This is a genomic window from Xanthomonas sp. DAR33341, assembly GCF_003992815.1.
Classification (GTDB): domain Bacteria; phylum Pseudomonadota; class Gammaproteobacteria; order Xanthomonadales; family Xanthomonadaceae; genus Xanthomonas; species Xanthomonas cissicola.
Genome location: NZ_QEYV01000021.1, coordinates 123,331 through 150,163 on the forward strand (window position 1 = coordinate 123,331; position 26,833 = coordinate 150,163).

Sequence of the window (26,833 nt, forward strand, 5' to 3'; positions counted from 1 at the left end):
GCAATGATCGCCACTGACCACCTTCCACCATGCGAAGGTGCTCGACGCTGAAGCGCGACTGGCGGCCCTGCTTCAGCGAAATCCCGGATTCGCCCGACCCCGTGGCGTGCTTCGAAGGCACTCTCCGGCGCCCCGTGGAATGGGCACCTTCGAAGAGTTAATGTCAGCGCTGGAGCGCCGGCATTGCTGCAGGAACCACGGTGTCGCGCATGGCTTGCGGTCAGCTTTCGCCAGACTCCACTCGCACCTCGATACTGCCATCGGCCAGCTGCGCGCGCAGGCGTTCGCCCGTGACCACCTCGGCAGCGCTGCGCACCACGCTGCCATCGGCAGGACGGGTCACGATGGCGTAGCCGCGTGCGACTGTGGCCAGCGGGCTGACCGCTTCCAGCGAGCGTGCAATGCTACGGAGTTGCAGCTGATCATGCTGCAGGCGACGTTGCATCGCCGCCTGCGGATGCAGCGCCCGCAGGCGTTGCTGCAAGCCGGCCAGATGACGTTGCGGGTTGTGCGATTGCAGCTGTGCTTGCCCACGCTGTACGCGCGCCTGCAAGCGTTCGAGCACGTGCATCATGCGCGCACGCAGCTGGCGACCGGCGTCTTCCTGGCGGCGATGGAGCAGTTGCAAGCGCGCCTGCGGGCTCTGCGCACGCAGCCGCAGGGCCAGCCGGTCTGCGCGTTGCATGGCATTGCCCAAGGCGTGTTGCTGCAGTTGGGTCATGCGTGCCTGCGCACGCCGCACGCGCGCGACCAGCTCGCGTTGATCGGGCACCAGCAATTCGGCCGCGACCGAGGGCGTGGGTGCGCGGACGTCGGCGACGAAATCGCTGAGGCTGAAGTCGGTCTCGTGGCCGACTGCAGATACCACCGGGGTCTGCGCGGCGGCGATCGCGCGCGCCAGGCGTTCGTCGTTGAAGGCCCACAGATCTTCCAGCGAGCCGCCACCGCGGGTGATCAGGATAACGTCGTAGCGCCCGGAGGCATCGGCGCGTTGCAGCAGTGAGGTGATCTGTGCGGCAGCGCTGTCGCCTTGCACCAGCGAAGGCAGCAGGTCTACTTCGAGCAGCGGAAAACGCCGCGCCAGCACGCTGAGCACATCGCGCACCGCCGCGCCGCTGGGCGAGGTGATCACCGCCAGCCGCTGCACATGCGCAGGCAGTGCCTGCTTGCGCTCGGCATCGAACAGGCCTTCGGCGGCAAGGCGCGCGCGCAGTTCGTCGAAGGCGCGACGCAAGGCGCCTTCGCCGGCTTCTTCCATATGGTCGAGCACCAGCTGATAGTCGCCGCGCGCTTCGTACAGGGTCAGGCGCCCGCGCGCGAGCACGCGCAGGCCTTCGCGCGGCTGGAATTTCAGCCAGGTGCTCTTGGGCTTGAACATCGCGCAGCGGATCTGCGCGCGCGCGTCCTTGAGCGTGAAATACAGATGTCCCGACGCCGGCCGGGTGACGCTGCTCAGTTCGGCTTCCACCCACACCAGCGGGAAACCGCCTTCCAGCAGGTCGCGCGCCAGCGAATTGAGCTGTCTGGGAGTGAGGATCTGTTCGTTGCGATCGGCCATCGCTGCATTATCCCGTAGCGACGACGGTGATGGGTGATGGGCCGGCGAACGCCGATGGCAACAGAGCCGCAGCGTTGGCCAACGCGTGCACGTGCAGGTTGCAGCTGCCGCATGCGCAACGCGCTCACACGTGGCCTGTGCCGGTCAAAGACCGTGTTGCGCCAGCGCCCAGCCAACGTGTTCGCGCACCAGTGCCGAGTCGTCGTAGCGACGTGCTTCCAGTGCGGCCAGCACTTCTGGCGTACCAGGCGCATTGCCCAGGCCCACGGCAATGTTGCGCAGCCAACGCTCGTATCCGCTGCGGCGGATCGGGCTGCCCTCGGTGCGGCGCAGGAACTCGTCCTCATTCCAGGCGAACAGTTGCGGCAGCGTGGCCACGTCCAGGTCGTTGCGGGCGCGGAAATCGGCTTCGTCGGTGCGCTTGGCGAACTTGTTCCAGGGACAGATCAGTTGGCAGTCGTCGCAGCCGAAGATGCGGTTGCCGATCGGCTTGCGCATGTCTTCGGGAATTGCGCCGTCGTGTTCGATGGTGAGGTATGCGATGCAGCGGCGCGCATCCAGCCGGTAGGGCGCGATGATGGCTTGGGTCGGGCAGATATCGATGCAGCGCGTGCAGGTGCCGCAATGCGCGGTGGCGGGCGCGTCGATCGGCAGTGGTAGGTCGAGGTAGATCTCGCCGAGAAAGAACCACGAGCCGCCGTTGCGATCGATCAGGCACGTGTGCTTGCCGATCCAGCCCAGGCCGGCATTGCGCGCCAACGCGCGCTCCAGCACCGGCGCCGAGTCGACGAACACGCGGAAACCGAATGCGCCAATTTCGCCCTGGATGCGCTCGGCCAGCTTCTGCAGCCGGTTGCGCATCAGCTTGTGGTAATCGCGCCCCAGCGCGTAGCGCGCTACATAGGCGCGGCTGCCGTCGCGCAAGGTGCTCCAGGCCTCGGTGTCGTCCTTGCGGCCGTAATCCATGCCGACCGACAACACGCGCAGGGTGCCGGGCACTAATTCTTGCGGGCGCGAGCGTTTGTCGCCGTGCTGGGCCATCCAGTGCATGGTGCCGTACAGGCCTTCTTCCAGCCAGCTGCGCAGATGCACCTCGTCCTCGCCCAGCTCAATGCCGGTAATGCCGCAGCGTTGAAAGCCGGCTTCGCGCGCAAGCACGCGAATGCGCGCAGCGGCATCGGCAGGGTCGGGGCGGGCAAGAACGGCAGACATGGCGACAAGTATAGAATTCCCGGCATGTACGCACCGCTCGCTCTTTACGACACTGCCGCCGCGCGCACGCTCGATGCGCAGGCCACCACGCTGCTCGGCGGCGACGGCTACACCCTGATGCAACGCGCCGGGCAGGCGGCCTGGCAGTGGTTGCTGGAACGCTGGCCGCAGGCGCGCCGCCTCGTGGTGGTATGCGGCACCGGCAACAATGGGGGCGACGGCTATGTGCTGGCGCGCCTGGCACACCGCGCAGGGCGTCAGGTCCGCGTGGTGCACCTGCCCGAACACGGCCCGGGCTCGGACCTGGCGCAGCGCGCCTGTACCGACTACCTCGCCGTCGGTGGTGCAATCGAATTGTTTCCGTATCCGCTGGGACAGGCCGATGTAATCGTCGATGCGCTGTTCGGCATCGGCCTGAATCGCGCACCGGACGATGCGACCGCCGCCTTGATCGACGCCATCAACGCGGCGGGCGTGCCGGTGTTTGCACTGGATGTGCCCAGCGGCATCGATGCCGACCATGGGGTGGCTTTCGGTGCGGCGGTACGCGCAGCGCGGACCTTGCAGTTCATCGTGCCGCATCTGGGACTCTACACCGGCGATGCGCTGGAACATGCCGGCGAGCGTGAAGTGGCTTCGCTGGAGGTGCCGGTTTCAGCATTCGACGGGCTCACGCCAGTCGCACACAGTTGGAACAGCGATGCCCTGGCGGCGCAATTGCGCCCGCGTCGCCGCAACACGCACAAGGGCGAATCAGGGCGGGTGCTGTGCGTGGGCGGCAATCTCGGCAGCGGCGGCGCGATCATGCTGACCGCCGAAGCGGCGTTGCGCAGCGGCGCCGGGTTGGTGCAGGTCGCAACGCGCGCCGAGCATGTCACGCCGCTGCTGGCGCGCTGCCCCGAAGCGATGGCGCGTGCCGTGCAGGCCGATGACGACATCGCCACACTGGCCGAGGCGGCGGATGCGGTTGCGCTCGGGCCCGGGTTAGGGCAGGACGGCTGGGCGCAGGCATTGTGGCGCGCAGCGCTGGGCGCCGCTACGGCGGTGGTGCTCGATGCCGATGGGCTGAATCTGCTGGCAGCCAACGACGTTCCAGTGCATGGTCCGCGCGTCTTGACGCCGCACCCGGGCGAGGCCGGGCGTCTGCTGGGCCTGTCGACCCGACAGATTCAGCGCGATCGTCCGGCCGCTGCTGCTGCACTTGCAACACGCTACGACGCAGTGGTCGTACTCAAGGGCGCCGGCACCGTGGTCGCGTCGCCAAGCAACTTGCCGCGCATCATCGACGCAGGCAATCCCGGCATGGCGGTCGGCGGCATGGGCGATCTGTTGACCGGCGTCATCGCGGCATTGCTGGCGCAGGGCTTCTCGCCATTCGATGCCGCCAGTCTTGGCGCCTTGCTGCACGCATGTGCCGGCGATGCGGCAGCGCACGCAGGCGAGCGCGGCCTGCTGCCCACCGACCTGCTTCCCGAGCTGCGCCGCCTTGCCAACGCTGGAGCCATCGCATGATCGACCTCAACGGACAACTGCACGACGTGCAGGCCACCGAGACCCTGGGCCAAGCGCTGGCCGCAGCGCGACCGGCCAGCGCGGTGGTGCAGCTGCATGGCGACCTGGGCGCGGGCAAGTCCACGCTCGCGCGCGCGCTGCTGCGCGCACTCGGTGTCGCCGGGCCGATTCGCAGTCCCACCTACACGTTGGTCGAACGCTATCCGCTGAGTACTGGCGATGAAGCCTGGCATCTGGACCTCTACCGCATTGGCCATGCAGGAGAGCTGGACTTTCTCGGGCTCGACGAGGGCAGTGCGAGCTTGTGGCTGGTCGAATGGCCGGAGCGCGGTGCTGGCGTGCTGCCGCCGGTCGATCTGGACGTTGAACTGGCCGTGGCCGGCGAAGGCCGCAGCGTTCGGTTGCTGGGCCGAAGTGCGATCGGGCATGCCTGGATGGACAGACTGTCACGGCAACCCCAGTTGCAGGTCCTTTTTGCCGCCTCACGAGAAGAATGAACGCCAGGTTATGGATTATTAAGGGAAATTGCCTTGCAATTCACGCAGTTGGATGCTTGAATCCAGCGCCATGACACCGGGGATCCGCAACTTCTGTCTTTCCGCCCTGACCGCCAGCTTGAGCCTGGCGGTTTTTGCTGCCTGGGGCGGCGAAATCAAGGGGGTCGGCGTCAGTACCGGAGCCACCGGGACCCGTGCGGAAATTCAACTGGTCGGCAGCGGCGGCTTCAAAACGCTGTCGCTGGCGAACCCGACGCGCCTGGTCGTCGATTTTCCCGAATCCTCGGGCGTGCGCGGTCTCAAGCTGCCGGCTGCTGCCGGATTGGTGACCTCGGTGCGCACCGGTCAGCCGGTGCCTGGCACGTTCCGTGTGGTGTTCGAACTGGCAACGCCGGTGACCCCGCTGAAACCGCAGATGCAGACGCTGGGCAGCGTGTCGACATTGGTGATCGAATGGCCCGGCGATCCGACGCCGGCGGCGGCCTCCGCAGTGGCTGCGGCTGCACCGACGGCAGCCCCGGCGCCGCGCCCGCTCAATGCACAGGCCGAAGCGGCACGCGCGACTGCAGCCTTGGCCGCATCTGCGCAACGTGCCTCGTCGTTGCCGCCGCCTCAGCCGTCGACGCCGCCGCCTGCCCCGTCTGCGCCGGCATCGGCGATGCCCACTGTCACTCAGGCCCCGGTACCGACCACCATCGCCACCGGTGTGCCGACACCTCGGCCTGCCACCTCCGCGACCACCGGTGCGCCAGCGCCGACTGGCGTTGCCGGCAACACGCCGAACCGTGCCGCCGGCGCCGCCGCTGCCGTACCGTCTGGCGCAGTGGTGGCGGGCAGTAGCGCAGCTGCAGCTGCGATCTTGAATGGCGGCAGCGCACCGATGGGTGCAACGTCCGGTAATGCCGGAGCAATTGCCCCCAATAGTGCTTCGGGCGTGGTGGCTGCCGCAGGCGACGACGACCTGCCGCCGCGTCCGGTACTGCCCAGCGAAGCCTCGCGGATCAAGATGGCACCGGGCATGCGGCCCTTGGTCGTGGCGATCGACCCAGGCCACGGCGGCCAGGACCCGGGCGCCATGGGGCCCACCGGTAAGCGCGAGAAAGACGTCACCCTGGCGGTGGGTCGTGAACTGGCACGCCAGGTCAACGCCACGCCAGGCATGAAGGCCTATCTGACGCGCGATACCGACGTGTTCATTCCATTGCCGATGCGTGCGCAGAAAGCCCGCGCCGCCAAGGCCGACATCTTCATTTCCATCCATGCCGACGCCGCCGAAAACCGCAGCGCCACGGGCTCCTCCGTGTACGTACTGTCGACCAAGGGAGCCTCGTCGCAACGGGCGCGCTGGCTGGCCGACAAGGAAAACGCCGCCGATCTGGTTGGCGGCGTGCGCCTGCAGCAAACCGAAAGCACCCTGGCCAACGTGTTGTTGGACCTGGCGCAGAGCGGCCACATGAAGGCCTCCGAAGATGCCGCTGGCCATGTATTGGGTGGGCTCAAGCGCATCGGCAACAATCACAAGCCGCAATTGGAACGCGCCAACTTCGCGGTGCTGCGGACCTCCGACATGCCGGCGATGCTGGTCGAAACTGCCTTCATCTCCAATCCGGATGAGGAACGTCGCCTGATCGATCCGGCTTACCAGCGCAGGATTGCCAGCGCCGTGCTGGACGGCATCGATACCTTCTTTACCCGCCAACCGCCGCCAGGCACCTTGTTCGCCGCGCGTGCGCAGGCCGAAGCCGATGCAGTCGGCACCGTGGCCGGCGGCAGCCGCTGACCCGCTCGGCTATCATTCCGCACTGATTCCTTAGATGACGGCGTCTGCGCGCCGCCGGATTGCCGTGCCGATGTCCGTCTTGTCTGTCACACCGCCGATCTACCGCGTTTCGCGCGTGCCGTACTGGAGCGTGCGCTGATGGCGATCCGCCAGTTGCCCGAGATTTTGATCAACCAGATCGCTGCCGGCGAAGTTGTCGAGCGGCCCGCATCGGTGGTCAAGGAACTGGTCGAAAATGCACTCGATGCCGGTGCCACGCGCGTGGATATCGAGCTCGAAGAGGGCGGCGTCCGGCTGATCCGTATCCGCGACAACGGTGGCGGTATCACCCCGGACGAACTGCCGCTGGCAGTCTCGCGGCATGCCACGAGCAAGATCGCTTCGCTGGACGACCTGGAGACTGTCGCCACGCTAGGCTTTCGCGGCGAAGCCTTGCCGTCGATCGCCTCGGTCAGTCGCTTTACCCTGACCTCGCGCCGCCACGACGCCGAACACGGCTCCGCATTGGAAATCGACGGCGGCCGCCTGGGCGAGGTGGTGCCGCGCGCGCATGCGCCAGGCACCACGGTCGAAGTGCGCGAACTGTTCTTCAATGTGCCGGCACGGCGCAAGTTCCTGCGTGCCGAACGCACCGAACTCGGCCACATCGAAGAGTGGTTGCGTTCGCTGGCGCTGGCGCGGCCGGATGTCGAATTGCGCGTCTCGCACAACGGCAAGCCGTCGCGTCGCTACAAGCCGGGCGATCTGTATTCGGATGCGCGGCTGGGCGAAACGCTCGGCGACGATTTTGCGCGCCAGGCCCTACGCGTGGACCACAGCGGCGCCGGTCTGCGCCTGCACGGCTGGGTTGCGCAACCGCATTACTCGCGTGCCAGCACCGATCAGCAATACCTCTACGTCAACGGCCGTTCGGTCAGAGACCGCAGCGTGGCGCATGCGGTGAAGATGGCCTACGGCGATGTGCTGTTCCATGGCCGTCAGCCGGCGTATGTGTTGTTTCTGGAGCTGGACCCGGCACGTGTGGACGTCAATGTGCATCCGGCCAAACACGAGGTGCGCTTCCGCGAAGCGCGGCTGATCCACGATTTCGTCTATCGCACCTTGCAGGATGCCTTGGCGCACACCCGCGCCGGCGCGACGCCGAACAGCATCGGCGGCGACGGCAGCGGCTACACGGCCGCCACGTCTGGCGGAATGGGCGGCATCGCCAGTGGCGGCGTTCCAGGTAATGGCGGCGCATCCGTTGGCAGCGGTAGCGCTTACAGCTACGCCAGCTGGACGCCTTCGCAAACGCCGCTGGGGCTGCGTGTGGACGAGGCGCGCGCCGCCTACAGCGCGCTGTATGCACCACCGCCGAGCAGCGCGCAGCAATCGGCAGGCATGCCGAACATGGCCGGCACCGGATTGCCGGCAACTGCGCAAGACAGCGGTGTGCCGCCGCTCGGTTATGCCATCGCGCAGTTGCACGGCATCTACATCCTGGCCGAGAACGCCGAAGGCTTGATCGTGGTCGACATGCACGCGGCGCACGAGCGCATCGGCTATGAGCGGCTCAAACATGCGCATGACAGCATCGGCCTGCACGCGCAACCGCTGCTGGTGCCGATGACGCTGGCAGTAGGCGAGCGCGAAGCCGACACCGCCGAGCGCGAAGCGGAGACGTTGGCCACGCTGGGCTTCGAGATCACCCGCGCCGGCCCGCAGTCGCTGCACGTGCGCAGCATTCCCGCGCTGCTGGCCAATGCCGAACCGGAGGCGCTGCTGCGCGATGTGCTGGGCGATCTGCGCGAGCATGGTCAAAGCCGCCGCATCGCCAGCGCACGCGACGAGCTGCTCTCCACCATGGCGTGCCACGGCGCGGTGCGCGCCAACCGCCGCCTCACCGTGCCCGAAATGAACGCGTTGCTGCGCGATATGGAAGCCACCGAACGCTCGGGCCAATGCAACCATGGCCGACCGACCTGGGCGCGGTTTACGCTGAGCGATATCGATCGTTGGTTTTTGAGGGGGCGTTGATGGCAGTGCACAGGGGGAAGGGCTGGCTGCTCGGCATGTTAGTGGCGGCAATATTGGTCGGGTGCGGGCGCGATGCACCACCGCCGGCTGCGCCGGTCGCACTCGACAAGACATTTCTTGCCGACACCGCCGCCTGGCGCGAAGCGCGGCTGAAAGAACTGCGCGCGCCCGATGGCTGGACCAGCCTGGTCGGCTTGCACTGGCTGTCGCTGAAGGCGCATTACATCGGCAGCAGCGCCGACAGCGGTATCAAACTCGCGGTAGGCCCGCCGAAGATGGGCATGGTGTCCATCGAGAACAACGCGGTCTGGTTCGTGCCCGAGCGTGGTGCGGCGCTGACCCTCGATGGCAAGCCGCTGACCAGCCGGATCCGCTTCCAGTCCGACCGCGATCCGCAGCCCACCCTGATCCATTTCGACGACGGCAAGGGCGTGTTGAGCCTGATCCATCGCGGCGACCGGTATGCGCTACGGGTCAAGCATGCCGACGCGAGTTCGCGCACGCACTTCGCTGGCCTGGACTATTGGCCCTTGGATGCGTCCTGGCGCATCAACGCGCGCTACGTGCCCAACGCTGTGGGCAAGACCATCCCGATCGTCGACATCGTCGGGATCAGCAGCGAGCAGCCGAACGCGGGCGCGATCGAGTTCGAACGCGACGGCAAGACCTTCCGATTGGAAACCATCGGCGAGCCAGGCAGGGCGATGTTCGTGGTATTCGCCGACCGTACCAGCGGCCACGGCAGCTATCCGGCCGGACGTTTTCTCGATCTGGACGTGCCCGATGCCTCGGGACATGTGATGGTCGATTTCAACCGCGCCTACAACCCGCCATGCGCGTTCACCCCGTTCGCCACCTGTCCCCTGCCGCCACCGGAAAACCGCATCGATCTGGCGGTGTCGGCAGGCGAGAAGGCCTACAAGGTGCCGCACTGACATGCGCGACATTCACACGCGCGGAGAAGCCTCTTGACCGGGCGACGGACGACGTCGAAACGCCAACGGGTTGCCGCCTGGTGCGGCGGCGCGCTGCTCGGCCTGGCCTTGTGGAGCGGGGCGCTCGTGCCGGTGTGGGCGCGCGGTGCCGGCGACGCGCCGGCGGGCCCGCCGGTGCCGCTGCTGTGGAAGGTCGATGGCAAGGGTGGCACGCTGTATCTGCTGGGCTCGTTTCATGTGCTCAAGCCCAGCGACTATCCGCTATCGCCGGATGTGATGCAGGCCTTCGCCAGGGCCGACCGCCTGCTGTTCGAATTGCCGCCTGACGATGCGCAATCGCCCGAGCTGGCCAGTCGCATGTTGCAGGCGGCGCGGCGCACCGACGGGCGTACGCTGCAAGACACGCTGGATGCGAAGACCTGGCAGGCGCTGAGCGCCTACGCGCGCAAGTACGGCATGTCGCTGGCGAGCCTGCAGCCGCTCGAGCCCTGGTTCGTGGCGCTGACGATCAGCCTGGCGGAGATGACCCGGCAAGGCATGGACCCGAACGCGGGGCTGGACCATTACCTGATGGAACAGGCGCAGGCGCGCGGCAAACCGGCCGACGGCCTGGAACGCGCCGTCGAGCAAATCGCCTTGCTCGATGGCATGTCGCCGACCGAGCAGCATCAGTTGCTGGAAGAATCGCTGGACGAGGCCGATGCCTCCGACCAGCTACGCCAGCTGCATGCAGCCTGGCGCAATGGCGATGTGCATACGCTGTCCACGCAGATGGCCGACGACATGCGCCGCCAGTATCCGGCGCTGTATCAGGACATCAACGTCGAGCGCAATGCGCGCTGGGTGCCGCGGTTGGAACAGCGGCTCGGCAAAGGCAGCGGGACCACGCTGGTGGTGGTCGGTGCGCTGCATTTACTAGGCAATGACGGGGTAGTGGAGCGTCTGCGTGTTCGCGGCTACCACGTGGAGCGCATCTGCTCGGCCTGCACAACGCAGGCCGGCCACTGATCGGCTGCGCCTGGGAGCGTGACGCTCCTGGCGCAGCGTTCGATGTTTGGAAGGGTCGACACCACAGAGCGACCAGCCGTCAGCTGGCATTGCCCGCGCAGCGGAACCGGAGTGTACGAGTAGCACATGAGGATTCCGGCACCGGCCGCATCTGCCTTGCGGCTGCGCAATAGTGTGTTGGCGCTGTTAGCCGCGGTTGCGGGCTTTGCCGGTCGTGCCGTGGTTGCCACCGGCCGAGCCATGCGTGCCGGTTCCCATCGGGCCGCTGCCCAGGCCGCCCGCGCCGGGTGGGTTCGGCGGCGCGCCAGGGCCACCGGGACGACCGAAGCCGGCGCCGAAGTTGCGCTGGAACTCCTGCCACAACTCCAGGTTGCGCTCGGTCAATTGGTTCATCATCGCCCACGGGGTCTGCCCGAGCAGGTTACCCATCTGCTGACGGAACTGCTGCTGCTGATCCAGGAACACCTGCATGCTGCGCTCCAGGTAATTACCCATGAAGCCCTGCAGCGAATCGCCGTAAAACCGGATGATCTGGCTTAGCAACTGGGTGGAGAGCATCGGCTCGCCGTCCTGCTCGCGGTCGGCGATGATTTGCAGCAGCACTGCGCGGCTGAGGTCCTCGCCGCTCTTGGCGTCGCGTACTTCGAATTCTTCGCCATCGATGATCAACTGGCGCACATCTTCGATGGTGATGTAGCTGGAGATTTCCGTGTCGTAGAGACGGCGATTGGGATACTTCTTGATGATGCGAAGTCCGGCCATGGAACGTTCACCCACACTGATAGTGCGCGCAGGATGGCGCACCGCAGCAGCGCTTGCAACAGCCAAAACGCCTTATTTGCTTAAGCGGACACATTAAAAATGTTGCGCAGCATGGTTTTTGAGGAAAATCCATGCTGCACCGCAAAGTTGCAGCAAACGTTACCAGCCCATGTGGTGGCCGCCGTTGATGTCCAGATTCGATCCGGTGATCCAGGCAGCCTCTTCCGCGACCAGGAAGGCCACCGCGTAGGCGATCTCTTCCGGGCGGCCCAGGCGTCCGGTGGGGATATCGGCCACGATCTTGGCGCGCACTTCCTCCGGGACCGCCATCACCATGTCGGTGGCCACATAACCGGGCGAGACCGTGTTGACGGTGACCCCGAATGCCGCGTTTTCCCGTGCCAGCGAAATGGTGAAGCCGTGCATGCCAGCCTTGGCGGCGGCGTAGTTGGCCTGGCCATACTGGCCCTTGAGCCCGTTGATCGAGCTGATCTGGATCACCCGACCCCAGCCGCGTTTACGCATGCCCTCGATCACCGGGCGGGTCACGTTGAAGACCGAATTGAGGTTGGTGTTGATCACCTCGTGCCACTGCTCGGCACTCATGCGGTGGAAGGTGGTGTCGCGGGTGATGCCGGCGTTGTTGACCAATACTTCGATCGGCCCCAGCGAGGATTCGACGTCTTCCACCAGCGCGCGCGCATGCTCGGAGGAGGCGACATCGCCGCGAAACAGGGCGAATGCATACCCCTGCGCCTGCATGCGCTGCTGCCAGTGACGTGCCTTTTCTTCGTTGCGGAAGTTGCTGGCGACCCGGTGGCCCTGGTCGGCCAGGCGCTTGCAGATGGCAGTACCGATACCGCCGGTGCCGCCGGTGACCAATGCGACGCGAGATGTCATGACGACTCCAATCAACAAGTGAGGCTGAGGGCGATTGGGGCGCGGGGTGCTGCGCCCGGATGCCGGTGCTGGGCCGCAATTCTAGTCACGCTGGAGGCCGGATGCGCGCTCATCGAGGTCCAGCTCGCGTTGGCGCGGAAGCAGCCGTGGCGAAAAATGCTGCACGGCGTGCTGCAGCACGGTTTCCATGGCTGCATGCCGCGGCAGCGCGTCGGACTGTTGGCCCAGGGCCGCCCAGGCGGCGTGCAGGGCCGGCAGTGGATCGGCCTCGTCCAGCGCGGGTGCATCGTGTGACTTGGATAGCTTGCGGCCGTCGCGATCCAGCATCAGCGGCAGGTGCAAGTAGCGCGGCTGCGGCAGGCCCAGTGCGCGCTGCAGCACCATCTGGCGCGGGGTGGAGTCGAGCAGGTCGGCGCCGCGCACCACGTCGGTGATGCCCTGCGCGGCATCGTCCACCACCACCGCCAGTTGGTACGCCCAATACCCATCGGCGCGGCGCAACACCACATCGCCCACCTCGGCGTAGACATCCTGCAGTACCGGGCCTTGTAAGGCGTCGTCGAAGCCGACCGGTGGTTGCGGCGGCACCCGCAGGCGCACCGCACGGCGCTCGCCCAGCGGCGCAACGCAGGCGTGGTGGATGCCGCCCATGCCGGCCAGATCGGCACGGCTGCAACTGCATTCGAATGCCTGGCCGGTCTGCAGCAGCCGGGTGATTGCCGCGGTGTAGGCCGCATCGCGCTCGGACTGCCGAATTACCGGCAGGTCCGAGTGCAGCCCGAATGCGGCCAGCGTGCGCAGCTGACGTTCGCAGGCGCCGGGCTCGGCACGCGGCGGATCGATGTCTTCGATGCGCACGCACCACTGCCCACCGGCATGCCGGGCCAGCAGCCAGCTGCCGAATGCAGCCAGCAGGGAGCCGAAGTGCAGGGGGCCGGTGGGCGAGGGCGCGAAGCGGCCGAGATAAGGGGGCGAAGGCATGGGCAGCTGAATCGTCGGTCAGGTGCTTGCTTGATTTCAAGCCGCAACACCCGCAGATCCGCAACAGTTCACCCCGCATCCGTGGAGCCATCGCGCCATGTTCAACCGCATTTTCCTGTTCCTGCTGACCAATCTTGCGGTGCTGATGCTCGCCGGCATCGTCATGTCGTTGCTTGGCGTCAATCCCGCGCAGATGAGTGGCCTGTTGGTGATGGCCGCCATCTTCGGTTTCGGCGGCTCGTTCATTTCCTTGCTGCTGTCCAAGTTCATGGCCAAGCGCAGCACCGGTGCGCAGGTCATCACCGAGCCGCGCACGCCGACCGAACGCTGGTTGCTGGAGACCGTGCGCCGTCAGGCCCAGGCTGCCGGCATCGGCATGCCGGAAGTAGCGGTCTACGAGGGCCCGGAAATCAACGCGTTCGCCACCGGCGCCAACCGCAACAACGCCCTTGTGGCGGTGTCCACCGGCCTGCTGCAGAACATGGACCAGGATGAAGCCGAGGCGGTGCTTGGCCACGAGATCGCCCACGTTGCCAATGGCGACATGGTCACCATGGCGCTGCTGCAGGGCGTACTCAATACCTTCGTGATCGTGCTAGCCCGCGTGGTCGGCGGCATCATCGACAGCGCCTTGTCGGGCAACCGCGAAGGCGGTCGTGGCTTTGCGTACTACATCATCGTGTTTGCGTTGGAGATGGTGTTCGGCCTGTTCGCGACCATGATTGCGATGTGGTTCTCGCGACGCCGCGAATTCCGCGCCGATGCCGGTGGCGCGCAGCTGGCCGGCCGCAGCAAGATGATCGCTGCACTGGAGCGGCTGTCGCTCAACCATGGCCAGAACACCTTGCCCTCGCAAGTGCAGGCGTTCGGCATCTCCGGCGGGGTGGGCGAGGGCTTGCGCCGCCTGTTCCTGAGCCATCCGCCGCTCACAGAACGCATCGCTGCGCTGCGCGCGGCCAGCGGTAGCGCCAGGTAAGTTGCCGAGTGTATGGCTGCCTGGCAGGCAACAAAAAACCCGCGCAATGCGGGTTTTTTGTTGCCTAGCGATGGTGCGAACGAGCGGGCGCTGCAGGCTTTCAGCCGAACTCGTAATTCATCAACGGCCCGGTCGGTGCGACGAAATCGCCCTGGACGTAGTCCACCCCGGCACTGAAGACGCTGCTCATCGACTGCGCATCGGCGACGAATTCGGCCATTGTCAGAATGCCGGCCGGTTGCGCGCGCGAGGTGATTTCGCGAATCTTTTCCTGGCTGTCCCGCGCCGAGGCGATGTCGCCGGTGATGCCACGATCCAGTTTGAGGAAGGCCGGGTGGAAATGCGCCAGCAACTGGAAGGAGTCCAGGCCCGAGCCGAATTGCTCCAGCCCGACCTTGCAATCCATCGCCGACACCGCCGCCAGGAACTGCTGCGCGTTGCGCAGGTGCGTAAACACCTTCGACTCCGGCGTCTGCAGCCACAGCCGTTCACCGGGAACGCCGTAGACCGCCAATTGCTCGCGGATGGTGTCGATCATCTGCGGGTCCGAGAACGAGTTCGGTCCGATGCGCACCAGCAGGTGGGTCTTGTGCCCGGCACGCTGGCGTTCGCCCAGTTGCCGGATTGCCCGCGCCACCACCCAGCGATCGATTTCGGTGACCAGGTCGTGCTCTTCGGCAATGGCCATGAACGCGTTCGGCGACATCATTTCGCCATTGCGTTCCAGGCGCAGGAAGGCCTGGTACAGCTCCAGCGGCTCGCCTTGCAGGTTGAGCACCGGCTGGTAATGCAGCAGGAAACCGTCGCCGACCAGCGCTTCGCGCAACTGCTCGACCCAGCGTTCGATGCGTTCTTCCTCGGCCCGATCCGCCGCAGCCGGATCGTAGATGCTGACCGCGTTGCCACCGAGCTCGGCAGTGGTGCGCACCGCCTCGGTGCCGCGATTGAGTACCTGGCCGATGCTGGCGATCTTCTCGCCGATCTGCACGCCGCCGATGCTGACCGTCACCGTGGCCGAGCGCGTCCCCACGCTGAACACGTGCTGCGCGAACGCATTGCGCACGGTTTCCGCCAGCGCATGCGTGCGCGCGTAATTTCCGTTCAACAGCAGGGCGAAACTGTGTTCGCCGAAGCGCGCGGCCAACACGCTGTCGTCCAGTACGCTCGCCACGTGCGCGGCGAGCGCAGCAATCAGCGCATCGGCCGAATCCAGCCCGAACTCCGGCAGGATGCGTGCGTAGTGATCCGGCTCGATCAACAGGAAGCCGGATTGGCCCTCGCTGCGGCCGGCCTGTGCCACGGCCTGTTCCAGCGCCACCATGAAGGTGGGGCGATTGAGCAGGCCGGTGACCTGGTCGCGCTGGCGCAAGTCTTCGACCTCGCGCGCCAGTTCCGGGTCGAACTCCTCCCGGCGCCGGAACACCACCTGGATGCATGGCTCGCCTTCATAGGTGGCGGTGGCGAACTCCATCGTGGCCGGGAAGGTGTCGCCTTCCACGCGGCGTGCATCGAGCTTGTACTGCGCCGGCGGCGGCTCGCCCTTGGACATCGCCTTGAGCAGCTGTTTGAAATCGTCGACGTACTGCGCGGCGATCATGTCCAGCAGCGAGATGCCTTCGACATCGTCGAACGACTCGAAGCCGAACATTTCCAGATAGGCATCGTTGGCGCGGATATGCATGCCTTCATGAACGTAGGCGATCGGGTCGCGCGAGGACGCGATGAGTGCGTCGCAGCGGCGCTCGGTCTCGCGCATCTGTGCTTCGATGCGGCGCAGTCCACGGCGGGCCTGCAGGTCGTCCCATTCCGAGCGCACCAATGCAAGCAAGTGTGCGGGGCGGTGGCGCAATGCGATGGCGCGCACCCCGTGCGAAGCGGCCTCGACCAGGGCGTTCTCTTCGATCCGCTCGGCCAGCAAGAGGATCGGGATGTCCTTGCCGCTGCCTGCAATCTGGGTCTGCAAGGCGCTCATGGGGATCTGCTGCGCCTGACCCAGGATGGCCAGATCGATCTGGCCCGACAGCATGCTGGCCAGTTCTTCCTGGCTTTGCGGTCGCGATGGACGCACCGCAATGCCGCCATTGCGCAGCGCGGTGACGATGGTCTCTGCACTCTCCACGCTGTCGTCGACGATCATCAGGCGGAGGGTGAGATCTTTGCCTTTTTGCATGCGCGGCTCCCTAGAGACGGGCTTTAATACACGAAGGGGTTTGGCACGTCCATGTGTGTGGAGCATGCCGCATCAAGTGTGAGACGTAGAGCAATATTTACGGTGGAAGTGCCTTGCGGGAGCATCGACCGTTTTCACCGCGTGCTGCCCATGCCGCGACCGCGCGTTCAAGGCGCCTGACGTGATCGGTGGGCGACCAGCAACTCCTCGCCATCGGCGTTACGCCACGCTCCCCGCTGCATGGCCGGACGCCCACGCCCACTGGAAGTTGTAACCGCCCAGCCAGCCTGTGACATCCAGCACCTCACCGACGAAGTACAGGCCCGCCACCAGACGCGACTCCATGGTCGTGCTGGAGACTTGGTGGGTATCGACCCCGCCCAGGGTGACTTCAGCCGTGCGATAGCCTTCGGTGCCGCTGGCGATCAGCGGAAAGCTGCCGAGCAGGTCGGCGGCGGCTTTCAGCTGCGGCGGATCCAGCTGCCGCACCGGCTTGTCTGGCAGCCATATCTCGCACAAGCGTTGTGCAAACCGTTTCGGCAGCACGTCGGCCAGCACGTTGCGCAGCTCGGTGGCGCCGCGTTGCTGCTTTTGTTCGCGCAGCCATGTCGCTGCATCGCGACCGGGCAGCAGATCCAGCCGCAAGTCGTCGCCCGGCTGCCAATACGAGGAAATCTGCAGGATCGCCGGGCCGCTGACCCCGCGATGGGTGAGCAGCATGAAATTGCGAAAGCTGACCCCATTGCACTGCGCCTGGACCGGCAACGCCAGCCCGGACAACGCTTGCAGACGCTCCTGATGCGTGCCGCTCAGCGTGAGTGGCACCAGCCCGGCGCGGGTGGGCACTAGCGCATGGCCAAACTGCTTGGCCAAGGTATAGCCGAAGCCGCTGGCCCCCATGCTGGGGATCGACAGCCCCCCGGTTGCCACGATCAACGACTGCGCCTGCACGCCCCCCTGGCTGGTCTGGACCTCGAAGCCCTCGCTGCCGCGCTGGACCGACAGCACATCGCACTGGGTGCGGATCTGCGCGCCGGCCGCATCGCATTCGTCCAGCAGCATGCGCACGATCTGCTTGGAGGAGATGTCGCAGAACAACTGGCCCAGCTCTTTCTCGTGATAGGCGATGGCATGACGTTGGACCATCTCCACAAAATCCGCCGGGCTGTAGCGCGCCAGTGCGGATTTGCAGAAATGCCGATTGGCCGAAATGAAGTTGCCAGGCGTGGTGCCGGTGTTGGTGAAATTGCAACGCCCGCCACCGGACATCAGGATCTTCTTGCCGACCTTGTTGGCATGATCGATCACCAGCACCTTGCGGCCGCGCTGGCCGGCAGTAAGGGCGCTCATCAGTCCGGCAGCGCCGGCGCCGATGACCAGCACGTCGCAACGCATGCTCATTCGGCCGGGGCTTGCCGCACCATCGGGGTCAGGGTGACGCTGCCGTGGTCGGCCAGCATCTGCACTTCGCCGTCCTGAATGATCACGTCGAAACGCATGCCGCGCTGGATCAGTGCGCCAAGCGCTTCGGTGGCCTGCGAGTCGAGCTCGATCACGCGCAGATTGCGGTACCGGCCCATGGCGTTGGCGTGTTTCTTCCACCAGGTTTCGGTGGCCTGGCCGCCGTAGCCGATCACTACCGCCTCGCGCGAGCGATTGCAGGCCTTGCGCACGCGGCTTTCGTCCGGCTGGCCGAGGTCGATCCACAGATCCGGATCGCCGGTGTAGTCGCGGCGCCATAGGTCCGGCTCGTCGTCGTTACTCAGGCCACGGCCGAATTCCAGACGGTCGTCGGCAAACAGCGCGAACGCCAGCAGCCGCACCATCAGGCGCTCGTCGGTCTCGGAAGGGTGCTGGGCCAGGGTCAGCGAATGGTTGGCGTAATAGCCGCGGTCCATGTCGCTGATCTGAAGTTCCGCCCTGCGGACGGTGGCGGTGAGGGCCATCTGGATGCCGGTTGCAAAGGGCGCTCATGATACGCGCCCGGTTCATGCGCCGGGTGTCGCCGCGTCTGGCGGGGGGGGCGTCGTCGGCCGTGTCTGGGCCGGCTGACACCCGGTTGGTAGTAGGACCATGGGCGGGGAGGGCCTGGCTCAGAGGGCGTTGGCCGCAAGGGTCACGGCGGGGCGACAGGCGCTGAGGCGCGGGCCAGGACATCGCGGACTACGGCCGGGCAGGTGTCGGTGACGCCCCCCATGATCTGCGCAGTTGTGGGGGCGCCAGGCGTTGTCATCCTGCCAATTGGGATGGGGGCAGTCCCGACAGACCGTCGGATTGGACCTGACTGCAAAAGATTTGACGCAGGGTGTCGCTTTTTGCAGAAAACACGAGTACTGTGCACGCACTGTGTTTGCAAGGGTCACCGTGAATCGTGGCCTGGTGCAGCCGGATCGTTACAGATCTCGCTTCATCGTTCCGCTTTACCAACGCCTGCAACTCAGTCTCAGCTCCGGCTTTTCGGACGCTGCGATTTATCCATCAATAGTTCAGGAGTTAGTAAATGTCAGAGCGTCAGAGCGGTACCGTGAAGTGGTTCAATGATGCCAAGGGTTTCGGCTTCATCACCCCGGAAAGCGGCCCGGACCTGTTCGTGCACTTCCGTGCCATCCAGGGCACCGGCTTCAAGTCGCTGCAGGAAGGCCAGAAGGTCACCTTCGTCGCCGTGCAGGGCCAGAAGGGCATGCAGGCTGACCAGGTGCAGGCGGTCTAATCCGTCTGCAACCGTAGGGTTGCCAAAAACGCCGGTCGCGCAAGCGACTGGCGTTTTTTATTGCCTGCAAGACAGGCGGTGAGCCTCGCTGGAGCATTTACCTGGCGCTGCTTGCGCACAGCGACGACGCCTGGATCGGTAGGATGTGCGCTTTCCGCGCGCAGCCATCTCATGATCACTGTTCACCATCTCAATAATTCCCGTTCCCAGCGCGTGCTGTGGCTGCTGGAAGAACTGGCGCTGCCTTATCAGATCGTGCGCCATGAGCGCGATCCCAAGACCATGCTGGCGCCGCCGGCGCTGCGCGCGATCCATCCGCTGGGCAAGTCGCCGGTGCTCGTCGATGGCGATCTGGTGGTGGCCGAGTCGGGGGCGATCCTGGAATACCTGACCGAGCGCTACGACACCGAGTGCGCACTGTCGCCGTCGCCGCGGCCGCTGGATTCGCCCGAGCGCCTGCAGTTCCGCTATTGGATGCATTACGCCGAAGGCTCGGCGATGCCACCGTTGCTGATGACGCTGATCTTCGGTCGCATCCGCAGCGCGCCGATGCCGTTCTTCGCCAAGCCCATCGCGCGTGCGATCGTGGACAAGGCGATGTCGGGCTTCGTCGGGCCGCAGCTCACCTTGCATCTGAACTGGATGGAGCAGTCGTTGCAGGCCGGCAACTGGTTCGCTGGCGAACGCTTTACCGCCGCCGACATCCAGATGAGCTTCCCGGTACAGGCCGCTGCTGCACGCGGCGGCGGTCTGGAGAAATACCCGCGTCTGCATGCGTTTCTGGAACGGATCCAAGCGCGTCCGGCGTATCAGGCTGCGCTGAAGAAGGGCGGCCCGTTCGAACTGATGGGAAGCAAGCCGGCCAAGTGATGGCTTTGGGGAGCCGGTAGCCAGTCGTTCGCAGCAGGCACTCAATCACGTCAGGGCGGATTGCGGCTCAAGGCGCCCGGCACTGCCGCACAAACTGCAGCGTATCGCTCAGCACCTGCGAGCGCTCGGGAGATTTGCGCAGCGCCAGCAGGATGCCGAGATGGCCCATGCCCGGGTAGACCTTCAGTTCGGCGCTGCCGCCTTCGCGCTTGAGCACCTGCTGCAGCGAGATGCTGTTTTGTAGTTCGACCACGCGGTCGGCATCGCCATGCAGCAGCAACATGGGCGGTTCGTCGCCACCGACGTAGCGCACCGGTTGCGATTGGCGTTGCGCGGCCGGCGCATCGCCGAAGATTTCGACCAATTCGGGATCGGTCATCGGCATGAAGTCGTATGGCCCGGCCAGGCCCACCACGCCGCACAGCTGGTGGGGTTTGAGGCCCTGCGCCTGCAGCCAGCGGGCATCGGTGCCAAGCAACGCGGCCATATGCGCGCCTGCCGAATGGCCCATTACCGCGAGCCGGTTCGGGTTGCCGCCGTACTCGTGCGCATGGCGGTAGCTCCAAGCGGTGGCGCCCGCCGCGTCGGACATGAACCCATACAACCCGACCTGCGGATACTTGCGGTAATCGGCCACCATCGCCACCACGCCCTGGCGCGCAAGTGCGCGGCCCACCCAGCGATAGTTGGCGCGTGAACCGCGCTTCCAGGTGCCGCCGTAGAAGAACACCACCATTGGCGCGTCGACTGCACCGCGCGGCTGGTAGACATCCAGCGCCAGGCCGTGTGCGGGATCGAACACCTGGTCGCGATGCTCGACGATGCCCGATCGGCTGGATGCAGCATTGATGCCCCCAAAAAAGACGCTGCTGCAGGCCGTCATGGTCAATGAACCGAGCAACAGGATGGCAGGACGGAACCAGCGGGAAGCGCGCGAGGGCATGGGCAATATCGTTAGGTGGGCGGGAGGGGGTATCAGGTACGGACGCAACAGGCTGGCAAGTGCAGACGAGACTGTGGCGAGCCGGCAACGTTCGCCGCTATCTGGTTCGCATCCGATCTGCAGCCGGCGGCTATTAGCGGCTATCGCACGTCGCAAGCATGTGCAGGACGAGCCCGCTCGGCACACGCCAATCGAGTGAAGATACGGTGCGCGGGCAGCGCCGGATGCGGTATCGCCCATGCCAGGTTCACCCCCGGTGGCCTAGGCTTACCGGCATGACACACCTGCGCTTCGATAATCGTCTGCGTCAACAGCTGCCTGGCGACCCGGAAGAGGGTTCGCGCCGGCGCGAGGTGAGCGCTGCTTGGTCGGCAATCCTGCCGACGCCGGTCGCTGCTCCGTCCCTGATCGCGCATTCGGCGGAGATGGCGCAGGTGCTGGGCCTGGATGCGGCCGAGATCGCCAGTGCGCAGTTCGCCCAGGTGTTCGGCGGCAATGCGCTGTACCCGGGAATGCAGCCTTGGGCGGTCAACTACGGTGGGCACCAATTCGGGCATTGGGCCGGGCAGCTTGGCGACGGGCGGGCGATCTCGCTAGGTGAGGCGATCGGAACCGACGGCGGTCGCTACGAATTGCAACTCAAGGGTGCCGGCCCGACGCCGTATTCGCGCGGCGCCGATGGGCGCGCCGTGTTGCGCTCGTCGATCCGCGAATTCCTGTGCAGCGAAGCCATGCATCATCTGGGCGTGCCGACCACGCGTGCCCTGAGCCTGGTCGGCACCGGCGATGCGGTGGTGCGCGACATGTTCTACGACGGCCACCCGCAACGCGAGCCGGGCGCGATCGTATGCCGGGTGGCGCCCTCGTTCATCCGCTTCGGCAACTTCGAATTGCCCAGCGCACGCGGCGATATCGCATTGCTGCGGCAGTGGGTGGATTTCACCATCGCCCGCGATTTCCCGGCGTTGGCCGGTGCCGGCGAGGCGCTCTACGCCGGCTGGTTCGCGCAGGTCTGCGAGCGCACCGCAGTGATGGTGGCGCACTGGATGCGGGTCGGGTTCGTGCATGGGGTGATGAATACCGACAACATGTCCATCCTCGGTTTGACCATCGACTATGGCCCGTATGGCTGGGTCGACGACTACGACCCGGACTGGACGCCCAATACCACCGACGCGCAGGGGCGGCGCTATCGCTTCGGCACCCAGCCGCAAGTGGCCTACTGGAACCTGGGCCGGCTTGCCCAGGCGCTGGCGCCGCTGTTTCCCGACCAGGCCCCGCTGCAACACGGGCTGGGCCGTTTTCGCGATACCTACCTGGCGTGCGACCGGCACGATACCGCTGCCAAGCTGGGGTTGGCAGAGTGTCGCGACGAGGATCTGCAGCTGATCGATGCGCTGCGCGCACTGATGCGCGAATCCGGGATGGACATGACGCTGACCTTCCGTGGCCTGATCGACCTGTCGCCCGACCATTCGGACCCCGCGCAGCTGCGCGAGGCCTTTTACGACGAAGACAAACGCGTTGCGGATGCGCCGCAGCTGCAGCAATGGCTGCAGCGCTACGCCGCGCGCCTGCAGCAGGATCCACTGCCGCCGGACGCGCGACGCGCGCGCATGCGCCTGGCCAACCCGCGCTACGTGTTGCGCAATTATCTGGCGCAGCAGGCGATCGACCGTGCCGAACAGGGGGACCCGTCCGGGGTGCAGGAGTTGCTGGAGGTCATGCGCCACCCATACGACGATCAGCCCGGGCGCGATGAATTTGCGGCGCGGCGGCCGGAATGGGCACGCGATCGCGCTGGGTGTTCGATGCTGTCGTGCAGTTCCTGACGCGCTCAGATGCAGGTATGCCGTAAACCCGGCGTGGATGGCGTACGCAGCCTAGAATAGGCGCAACCCCACCGGCCACCATGCCACCGCCCTCATGACTGACTGCAGCCGCTGCGCCGGCACCAATACTTCCGGACCCAACCATTGGCCGGAGCGCATTCGCGACATCGTCGATTTCCCCAAGCCGGGCATCGTCTTCAAGGACATTACTCCGTTGCTGTCCGATGGTCCGGATTTCGCCTCTGCGCTGGACGAAATGGCGCAGCCGTGGCGGACCACGCCGCTGGATGCGGTGCTGGGGATCGAGGCGCGCGGTTTCATTCTGGGGGCGGCGCTGGCGCGCGAACTGCGGACCGGCTTCGTACCGGTGCGCAAGCCGGGCAAGCTGCCGGGGCGCACGCTGATCCAGGAATATGCGCTGGAATACGGCACCGATCGCATTGAAATGCATGAGGATGCGCTGCCGCGGGGGGCGCGCGTGCTGATTGTCGACGACGTGCTGGCCACCGGCGGCACGCTGCGTGCGGCCTTGGGACTTGCTGCCCAACTCGAACTTGAAGTCGTTGGCGCAGCCGTGCTGGTGGAGTTGCAGGGACTGCAGGGTCGCCAGAAATGGGCGAACGATGTACCGCTGTTGGCGACGCTTTCTTACTGAGTCCAAGCTCTGGAAGCGACCCTGGGTGCGTGGCAGCGCCTGCCTCCAGGATTGCTCCTGTTGAACATCGGCGGCCGGCACGACGCCGGCCGCGCTGCGTTCAGAGCTTGCTGACCCGAAACCGGCGTCCCTTGATCTTGCCTGCGTGCAAGTGTGCCAACGCCTTGGCGACCTGCGCGCGGGCAATGGCCACGTAGGAGCGGGTAGGGTAGATGGCGATCTTGCCGATTGCCGCGCCCGAGAGCCCGGCTTCGCCGGTCAGGGCGCCCAGGATGTCGCCGGCGCGCAGCTTGTCGGTCTTGCCGCCGTCGATGCGCAAGGTGGTCATTGCCGCCTGCGGCAGTTGCGCCGGACGCGCAGTGGCCAGCGGTGCACGCGACCATTTCAACGGCTGGCCTTGTTCGGTTTCCAATGCCTGCGCGCGGGCGGTTTCGTGCGGGGCAACCAGGCTCAGCGCCAGCCCGTGCTTGCCGGCGCGTGCGGTACGGCCAATGCGGTGGCGATAGGTTTCGGTATCGGTGGGCAGCTCGTAGTTGACCACGGCGGAAAGGTCTTCCACGTCCAGCCCGCGTGCGGCCAGGTCGCTGGCCACCAGGACGTTGCAGCTGCGGTTGACGAAGCGCACCAGCACTTCGTCACGGTCGCGCTGTTCCATGTCGCCATGCAAGGCAAGTGCAGAGAAGCCGAATTCCTGCAGCGAACCCGCCACCTCGTCCACTTCCTTGCGGGTATTGCAGAACACCACGCTGGATTCGGGATTGAAGCGCAGCAGCAGGCCGGCGACGGCCTTTTGCCGATAGGTCGGGTCGACCTCGAAGAACTGCTGATCGATCTCCGGTGCGCTATCGGCGCCTTCCACGGTGATCTCGACGGGCTCTTTCAACAGCTCGCGTGCGAGCGTGCGGATGCTGTCCGGAAACGTGGCCGAAAACAGCAGGCTCTGACGATGTTTGTCGCAACGGCTGGCGATCTCGCGGATGGGTTCTTCGAAGCCCATGTCGAGCATGCGGTCGGCCTCGTCCAGCACCAGCGTGCGCACGCCGCCCAGGTGCAGGGCGCGTTTGCGGGCCAGCTCCTGGATGCGCCCGGGCGTACCCACCACCACTTGCGGGTCGTGCGCTTCCAGCGAGGCCAGCTGCGGCCCGAGCGGCATGCCGCCGGTGAGCACCACCAGCTTCATGTTGGGGATACCGGTGGCGAGCTTGCGCAGCTGCTTGCCGACCTGGTCGGCCAATTCGCGGGTGGGGCAGAGCACCAGCGCCTGTGCGCGGGTGAGCGCGGGGTCTAGCTTTTGCAGCAGGCCCAGTCCGAACGCGGCGGTTTTGCCGCTGCCGGTCGGCGCCTGCGCGATGACATCGAGCCCCTGCAGGATCGGCGGCAGGCTCTGCGCCTGGATGGGAGTCAAAACGGTGTAGCCAAGGGCGTCGATGCCGGGGGCCAGGGCCGGCGACAGCGGCAGCGCGGAGAATTCGTTCATGGCGCATTTTAGCGGGAATCGGGAGTGGGGAATCGGGAATCGCAGCGGCAAGGGCGTTTCCATTCCCGATTCACCATTCCCGATTCACCATTCCCGATTCCCGTACAATTGGCCCATGCCTTTAATCACTCTGCAAAGCGTCGACTACAGCGTCGGCGGCCCCTTGTTGCTGGAAAAAACCGACCTCGCAATCGAGCCGGGCGAGCGTATCGCCTTGATCGGCCGCAATGGCGCCGGCAAATCGACCTTGATGAAGTTGATCGCCGGCGAGCTCAAGCCCGACGATGGCGAAGTGCGCGTGCAACAGGGTGTGCGTATCGCGCGGCTGGAGCAGGAGGTGCCGCAGGGGACCGGCGGCAGCGTGTTCGACGTGGTGGCCGATGGTCTGGGCGAGTTGGGCCATTGGCTGGCCGAATTCCATCAGCTCAGCCATGCCGATGTGTTCGACGCCGATGCGTTCGGCAAGGTGCAGGCCAAGATCGATGCGGCCGACGGGTGGGCGCTGGATCAACGCGTCACCGAGACGCTGACCAAGCTGGAACTGGATGGCGATGCGGAGTTCGCGCGGCTATCCGGTGGCATGAAGCGCCGCGTATTGTTGGCGCGTTCGCTGGTGTCCTCGCCGGATGTGCTGCTGCTGGACGAACCGACCAACCATCTGGATATCGAAGCCATCGACTGGCTGGAAACCTTCCTGAAGGGCTGGAGCGGCAGCGTGCTGTTCGTTACCCACGACCGGCGCTTCCTGCGCGCGTTGGCCACCCGCATCGTTGAAATCGATCGCGGCCAGGTCACCAGCTGGCCAGGCGACTGGGCCAACTACGAGCGACGCCGCGAGGAACGGCTCAATGCGCAGGCGCAGGAGAATGCGCGCTTCGACAAGTTGCTGGCACAGGAAGAGATCTGGATCCGTCAGGGCATCAAGGCCCGGCGCACCCGCGACGAGGGCCGCGTGCGGCGTCTGGAATCGATGCGCAACGAGCGTGTGCAGCGCCGCGAGCTCACCGGCAATGTGCGCATGGAGGTCTCGCAAGGCGAGGCGTCCGGCAAGAAGGTGATCGAGGCCAAGGAGGTTGGCTTCGCGTTCGGTGCGCGCACGATGGTCAAGGATTTTTCCACCATCATCCAGCGTGGCGACCGCATCGGCCTGATTGGCCCCAATGGCAGCGGCAAGACCACCTTGCTCAAGCTGTTGCTGGGCGATCTGCAGCCGCAGCAGGGCGAAATCCGCATCGGCACCAATCTGCAGATTGCGTATTTCGACCAATACCGTTCCACCCTGCGCGAAGACTGGAGCGCGATCGAAAACGTGGCCGAGGGCCGCGATTTCCTGGAAATCAATGGAAAGCGCAAGCACGTGCATGCCTATCTGCAGGACTTCCTGTTCACGCCCGAGCGCGCCCGCGCGCCGATCACGCGCCTGTCCGGCGGCGAGCGCAATCGCCTGTTGCTGGCACGTCTGTTCGCGCAGCCGTCCAACCTGCTGGTGATGGACGAACCGACCAACGACCTGGACGTGGAAACGTTGGAGCTGCTGGAGGAATTGCTGGGCGAATACACCGGCACCTTGCTGCTGGTCAGCCATGACCGCGACTTCCTCGACAACGTGGTGACCTCCACGCTGGTGATGGAGGGCGACGGCCTGATTGGCGATTACATCGGCGGTTACAGCGATTCGCTGCGCCAGCGCCGTACGCCGGTGGGCAATGCGATGGCGGTGGCCAAGGCGTCGGCTACCGCGGTGGCGACCGCGCCCGTGGCTGCAGTGCCGGCGGACGCTGCTGCCAAGCGCAAGCTCAGCTACAAGGATGCACGCGAGCTGGAGCAGCTCCCAGCCCTGATCGAGACGCTGGAGCAGCAAGTCGCCACGCTCACTGAGGCAATGAACGAGCCGGCCTTCTATCAGCGCGACAGTGCAGCGATGGCGGCCCACACCACAGCATTGGGCGATGCGCAAAAGCAACTGGATGCGGCGTACGCGCGCTGGAGCGAGCTGGATAGTTGATCTTTGGCCGGCACGCTAACGCGTGGCGCTCTGG

General features: G+C 65.8%; 22 protein-coding genes and 1 other RNA gene. 12 read left to right on the top strand and 11 right to left on the bottom strand.

Annotated features, from left to right (window positions below; genetic code table 11):
* Positions 1 to 220: 220 nt before the first annotated feature.
* On the bottom strand, positions 221 to 1,558 hold the full coding sequence (xseA, locus tag EO156_RS08275) for an exodeoxyribonuclease VII large subunit (protein ID WP_016849930.1): 1,338 nt from the start codon (positions 1,556 to 1,558) through the stop codon (positions 221 to 223).
* Between the two features lie 144 nt (positions 1,559 to 1,702).
* Positions 1,703 to 2,770, bottom strand: a complete 1,068-nt coding sequence (gene queG, locus EO156_RS08280; protein ID WP_016849931.1) for a tRNA epoxyqueuosine(34) reductase QueG — start codon at positions 2,768 to 2,770, stop codon at positions 1,703 to 1,705.
* A gap of 24 nt (positions 2,771 to 2,794) precedes the next feature.
* Between queG and EO156_RS08285 the strand changes: the two genes are divergently transcribed.
* The 6 genes from EO156_RS08285 (at position 2,795) to EO156_RS08310 (ending at position 10,518) form a co-directional block, all read left to right on the top strand.
* A complete protein-coding gene (locus tag EO156_RS08285; protein WP_016849932.1) occupies positions 2,795 to 4,282 on the top strand; it encodes a bifunctional ADP-dependent NAD(P)H-hydrate dehydratase/NAD(P)H-hydrate epimerase in 1,488 nt (495 codons plus the stop codon).
* The gene (gene tsaE / locus EO156_RS08290; protein ID WP_003486004.1) at positions 4,279 to 4,779 is read left to right on the top strand and encodes a tRNA (adenosine(37)-N6)-threonylcarbamoyltransferase complex ATPase subunit type 1 TsaE; all 501 of its coding nucleotides are present in this window, start codon (positions 4,279 to 4,281) and stop codon (positions 4,777 to 4,779) included. Before EO156_RS08285 ends, tsaE begins: the two co-directional genes overlap by 4 nt.
* A gap of 70 nt (positions 4,780 to 4,849) precedes the next feature.
* Positions 4,850 to 6,559: an N-acetylmuramoyl-L-alanine amidase gene (locus tag EO156_RS08295; RefSeq protein WP_029829087.1), complete on the top strand. Its 1,710-nt coding sequence runs from the start codon at positions 4,850 to 4,852 to the stop codon at positions 6,557 to 6,559.
* A 138-nt stretch (positions 6,560 to 6,697) separates the two neighbouring features.
* On the top strand, positions 6,698 to 8,575 hold the full coding sequence (gene mutL / locus EO156_RS08300) for a DNA mismatch repair endonuclease MutL (protein WP_016850404.1): 1,878 nt from the start codon (positions 6,698 to 6,700) through the stop codon (positions 8,573 to 8,575).
* Positions 8,575 to 9,510 carry a DUF1684 domain-containing protein gene (locus tag EO156_RS08305; protein ID WP_016850403.1) on the top strand — a complete coding sequence of 312 codons (936 nt, stop codon included), beginning with the start codon at positions 8,575 to 8,577 and terminating at the stop codon, positions 9,508 to 9,510. Before mutL ends, EO156_RS08305 begins: the two co-directional genes overlap by 1 nt.
* Before the next feature lie 33 nt (positions 9,511 to 9,543).
* The gene (locus tag EO156_RS08310; protein WP_029829086.1) at positions 9,544 to 10,518 is read left to right on the top strand and encodes a TraB/GumN family protein; all 975 of its coding nucleotides are present in this window, start codon (positions 9,544 to 9,546) and stop codon (positions 10,516 to 10,518) included.
* A gap of 53 nt (positions 10,519 to 10,571) precedes the next feature.
* Here EO156_RS08310 and EO156_RS08315 read toward each other — a convergent pair.
* From EO156_RS08315 to gluQRS, 4 genes are all read right to left on the bottom strand, one after another.
* A non-coding RNA gene (locus EO156_RS08315) (sX9 sRNA) lies at positions 10,572 to 10,646 on the bottom strand.
* A gap of 58 nt (positions 10,647 to 10,704) precedes the next feature.
* Positions 10,705 to 11,280: a polyhydroxyalkanoate synthesis repressor PhaR gene (phaR, locus tag EO156_RS08320; RefSeq protein ID WP_003486016.1), complete on the bottom strand. Its 576-nt coding sequence runs from the start codon at positions 11,278 to 11,280 to the stop codon at positions 10,705 to 10,707.
* A 159-nt stretch (positions 11,281 to 11,439) separates the two neighbouring features.
* Positions 11,440 to 12,180, bottom strand: a complete 741-nt coding sequence (locus EO156_RS08325; protein WP_003486018.1) for a beta-ketoacyl-ACP reductase — start codon at positions 12,178 to 12,180, stop codon at positions 11,440 to 11,442.
* A gap of 81 nt (positions 12,181 to 12,261) precedes the next feature.
* The gene (gene gluQRS / locus EO156_RS08330; protein WP_016850188.1) at positions 12,262 to 13,161 is read right to left on the bottom strand and encodes a tRNA glutamyl-Q(34) synthetase GluQRS; all 900 of its coding nucleotides are present in this window, start codon (positions 13,159 to 13,161) and stop codon (positions 12,262 to 12,264) included.
* 97 nt (positions 13,162 to 13,258) lie between these two features.
* On the opposite strand from gluQRS, the gene htpX reads away from it, so the two are divergent.
* Positions 13,259 to 14,137 (top strand): protease HtpX, encoded by an 879-nt coding sequence (htpX, locus tag EO156_RS08335; protein ID WP_003486023.1) that lies wholly within the window; start codon positions 13,259 to 13,261, stop codon positions 14,135 to 14,137.
* Between the two features lie 100 nt (positions 14,138 to 14,237).
* Here the strand turns inward: htpX and EO156_RS08340 are convergent, their stop codons facing one another.
* The 3 genes from EO156_RS08340 to EO156_RS08350 all read right to left on the bottom strand — a co-directional run bounded on the left by EO156_RS08340 (position 14,238) and on the right by EO156_RS08350 (position 18,253).
* A complete protein-coding gene (locus tag EO156_RS08340) occupies positions 14,238 to 16,307 on the bottom strand; it encodes an EAL domain-containing protein (RefSeq protein ID WP_016850187.1) in 2,070 nt (689 codons plus the stop codon).
* 219 nt (positions 16,308 to 16,526) lie between these two features.
* A complete protein-coding gene (locus EO156_RS08345; protein WP_005913051.1) occupies positions 16,527 to 17,708 on the bottom strand; it encodes an NAD(P)/FAD-dependent oxidoreductase in 1,182 nt (393 codons plus the stop codon).
* Entirely contained in the window at positions 17,705 to 18,253 is a 549-nt protein-coding gene (locus tag EO156_RS08350; RefSeq protein ID WP_005923173.1) for a YaeQ family protein, read from the bottom strand. The genes EO156_RS08345 and EO156_RS08350 overlap by 4 nt, the downstream gene beginning before the upstream one ends.
* Before the next feature lie 554 nt (positions 18,254 to 18,807).
* On the opposite strand from EO156_RS08350, the gene EO156_RS08355 reads away from it, so the two are divergent.
* Entirely contained in the window at positions 18,808 to 19,017 is a 210-nt protein-coding gene (locus EO156_RS08355; protein WP_008576153.1) for a cold-shock protein, read from the top strand.
* A 171-nt stretch (positions 19,018 to 19,188) separates the two neighbouring features.
* Complete coding sequence (locus tag EO156_RS08360) at positions 19,189 to 19,887, top strand: glutathione S-transferase (RefSeq protein WP_005931521.1); 699 nt, start codon at positions 19,189 to 19,191, stop codon at positions 19,885 to 19,887.
* Positions 19,888 to 19,954: 67 nt separating this feature from the next.
* Here EO156_RS08360 and EO156_RS08365 read toward each other — a convergent pair whose 3' ends face one another.
* Positions 19,955 to 20,830: an alpha/beta hydrolase gene (locus tag EO156_RS08365; RefSeq protein ID WP_016850185.1), complete on the bottom strand. Its 876-nt coding sequence runs from the start codon at positions 20,828 to 20,830 to the stop codon at positions 19,955 to 19,957.
* A gap of 275 nt (positions 20,831 to 21,105) precedes the next feature.
* Between EO156_RS08365 and EO156_RS08370 the strand changes: the two genes are divergently transcribed.
* Both EO156_RS08370 and EO156_RS08375 read left to right on the top strand, forming a co-directional pair.
* Positions 21,106 to 22,662 (top strand): YdiU family protein, encoded by a 1,557-nt coding sequence (locus EO156_RS08370; RefSeq protein WP_033482794.1) that lies wholly within the window; start codon positions 21,106 to 21,108, stop codon positions 22,660 to 22,662.
* Between the two features lie 94 nt (positions 22,663 to 22,756).
* Positions 22,757 to 23,317, top strand: a complete 561-nt coding sequence (locus EO156_RS08375; protein ID WP_003486043.1) for an adenine phosphoribosyltransferase — start codon at positions 22,757 to 22,759, stop codon at positions 23,315 to 23,317.
* Positions 23,318 to 23,417: 100 nt separating this feature from the next.
* Here the strand turns inward: EO156_RS08375 and dbpA are convergent, their stop codons facing one another.
* Positions 23,418 to 24,794, bottom strand: a complete 1,377-nt coding sequence (gene dbpA / locus EO156_RS08380) for an ATP-dependent RNA helicase DbpA (RefSeq protein WP_016850183.1) — start codon at positions 24,792 to 24,794, stop codon at positions 23,418 to 23,420.
* Positions 24,795 to 24,909: 115 nt separating this feature from the next.
* On the opposite strand from dbpA, the gene EO156_RS08385 reads away from it, so the two are divergent.
* Positions 24,910 to 26,799: an ATP-binding cassette domain-containing protein gene (locus EO156_RS08385; protein WP_016850182.1), complete on the top strand. Its 1,890-nt coding sequence runs from the start codon at positions 24,910 to 24,912 to the stop codon at positions 26,797 to 26,799.
* The last annotated feature ends 34 nt before the right edge of the window (positions 26,800 to 26,833 follow it).

Coding starts and splice junctions, on each gene's coding strand:
- mutL (WP_016850404.1), top strand. CDS start 6,698: ATGGCGATCCGCCAGTTGCCCGAGATTTTGATCAACCAGATCGCTGCC.
- EO156_RS08350 (WP_005923173.1), bottom strand. CDS start 18,253: ATGGCCCTCACCGCCACCGTCCGCAGGGCGGAACTTCAGATCAGCGAC.
- xseA (WP_016849930.1), bottom strand. CDS start 1,558: ATGGCCGATCGCAACGAACAGATCCTCACTCCCAGACAGCTCAATTCG.
- tsaE (WP_003486004.1), top strand. CDS start 4,279: ATGATCGACCTCAACGGACAACTGCACGACGTGCAGGCCACCGAGACC.
- EO156_RS08295 (WP_029829087.1), top strand. CDS start 4,850: ATGACACCGGGGATCCGCAACTTCTGTCTTTCCGCCCTGACCGCCAGC.
- EO156_RS08365 (WP_016850185.1), bottom strand. CDS start 20,830: ATGCCCTCGCGCGCTTCCCGCTGGTTCCGTCCTGCCATCCTGTTGCTC.
- EO156_RS08360 (WP_005931521.1), top strand. CDS start 19,189: ATGATCACTGTTCACCATCTCAATAATTCCCGTTCCCAGCGCGTGCTG.
- gluQRS (WP_016850188.1), bottom strand. CDS start 13,161: ATGCCTTCGCCCCCTTATCTCGGCCGCTTCGCGCCCTCGCCCACCGGC.
- htpX (WP_003486023.1), top strand. CDS start 13,259: ATGTTCAACCGCATTTTCCTGTTCCTGCTGACCAATCTTGCGGTGCTG.
- EO156_RS08375 (WP_003486043.1), top strand. CDS start 22,757: ATGACTGACTGCAGCCGCTGCGCCGGCACCAATACTTCCGGACCCAAC.
- EO156_RS08370 (WP_033482794.1), top strand. CDS start 21,106: ATGACACACCTGCGCTTCGATAATCGTCTGCGTCAACAGCTGCCTGGC.
- EO156_RS08385 (WP_016850182.1), top strand. CDS start 24,910: ATGCCTTTAATCACTCTGCAAAGCGTCGACTACAGCGTCGGCGGCCCC.
- EO156_RS08345 (WP_005913051.1), bottom strand. CDS start 17,708: ATGAGCATGCGTTGCGACGTGCTGGTCATCGGCGCCGGCGCTGCCGGA.
- EO156_RS08305 (WP_016850403.1), top strand. CDS start 8,575: ATGGCAGTGCACAGGGGGAAGGGCTGGCTGCTCGGCATGTTAGTGGCG.
- dbpA (WP_016850183.1), bottom strand. CDS start 24,794: ATGAACGAATTCTCCGCGCTGCCGCTGTCGCCGGCCCTGGCCCCCGGC.
- EO156_RS08325 (WP_003486018.1), bottom strand. CDS start 12,180: ATGACATCTCGCGTCGCATTGGTCACCGGCGGCACCGGCGGTATCGGT.
- queG (WP_016849931.1), bottom strand. CDS start 2,770: ATGTCTGCCGTTCTTGCCCGCCCCGACCCTGCCGATGCCGCTGCGCGC.
- EO156_RS08340 (WP_016850187.1), bottom strand. CDS start 16,307: ATGCAAAAAGGCAAAGATCTCACCCTCCGCCTGATGATCGTCGACGAC.
- EO156_RS08355 (WP_008576153.1), top strand. CDS start 18,808: ATGTCAGAGCGTCAGAGCGGTACCGTGAAGTGGTTCAATGATGCCAAG.
- EO156_RS08285 (WP_016849932.1), top strand. CDS start 2,795: ATGTACGCACCGCTCGCTCTTTACGACACTGCCGCCGCGCGCACGCTC.
- phaR (WP_003486016.1), bottom strand. CDS start 11,280: ATGGCCGGACTTCGCATCATCAAGAAGTATCCCAATCGCCGTCTCTAC.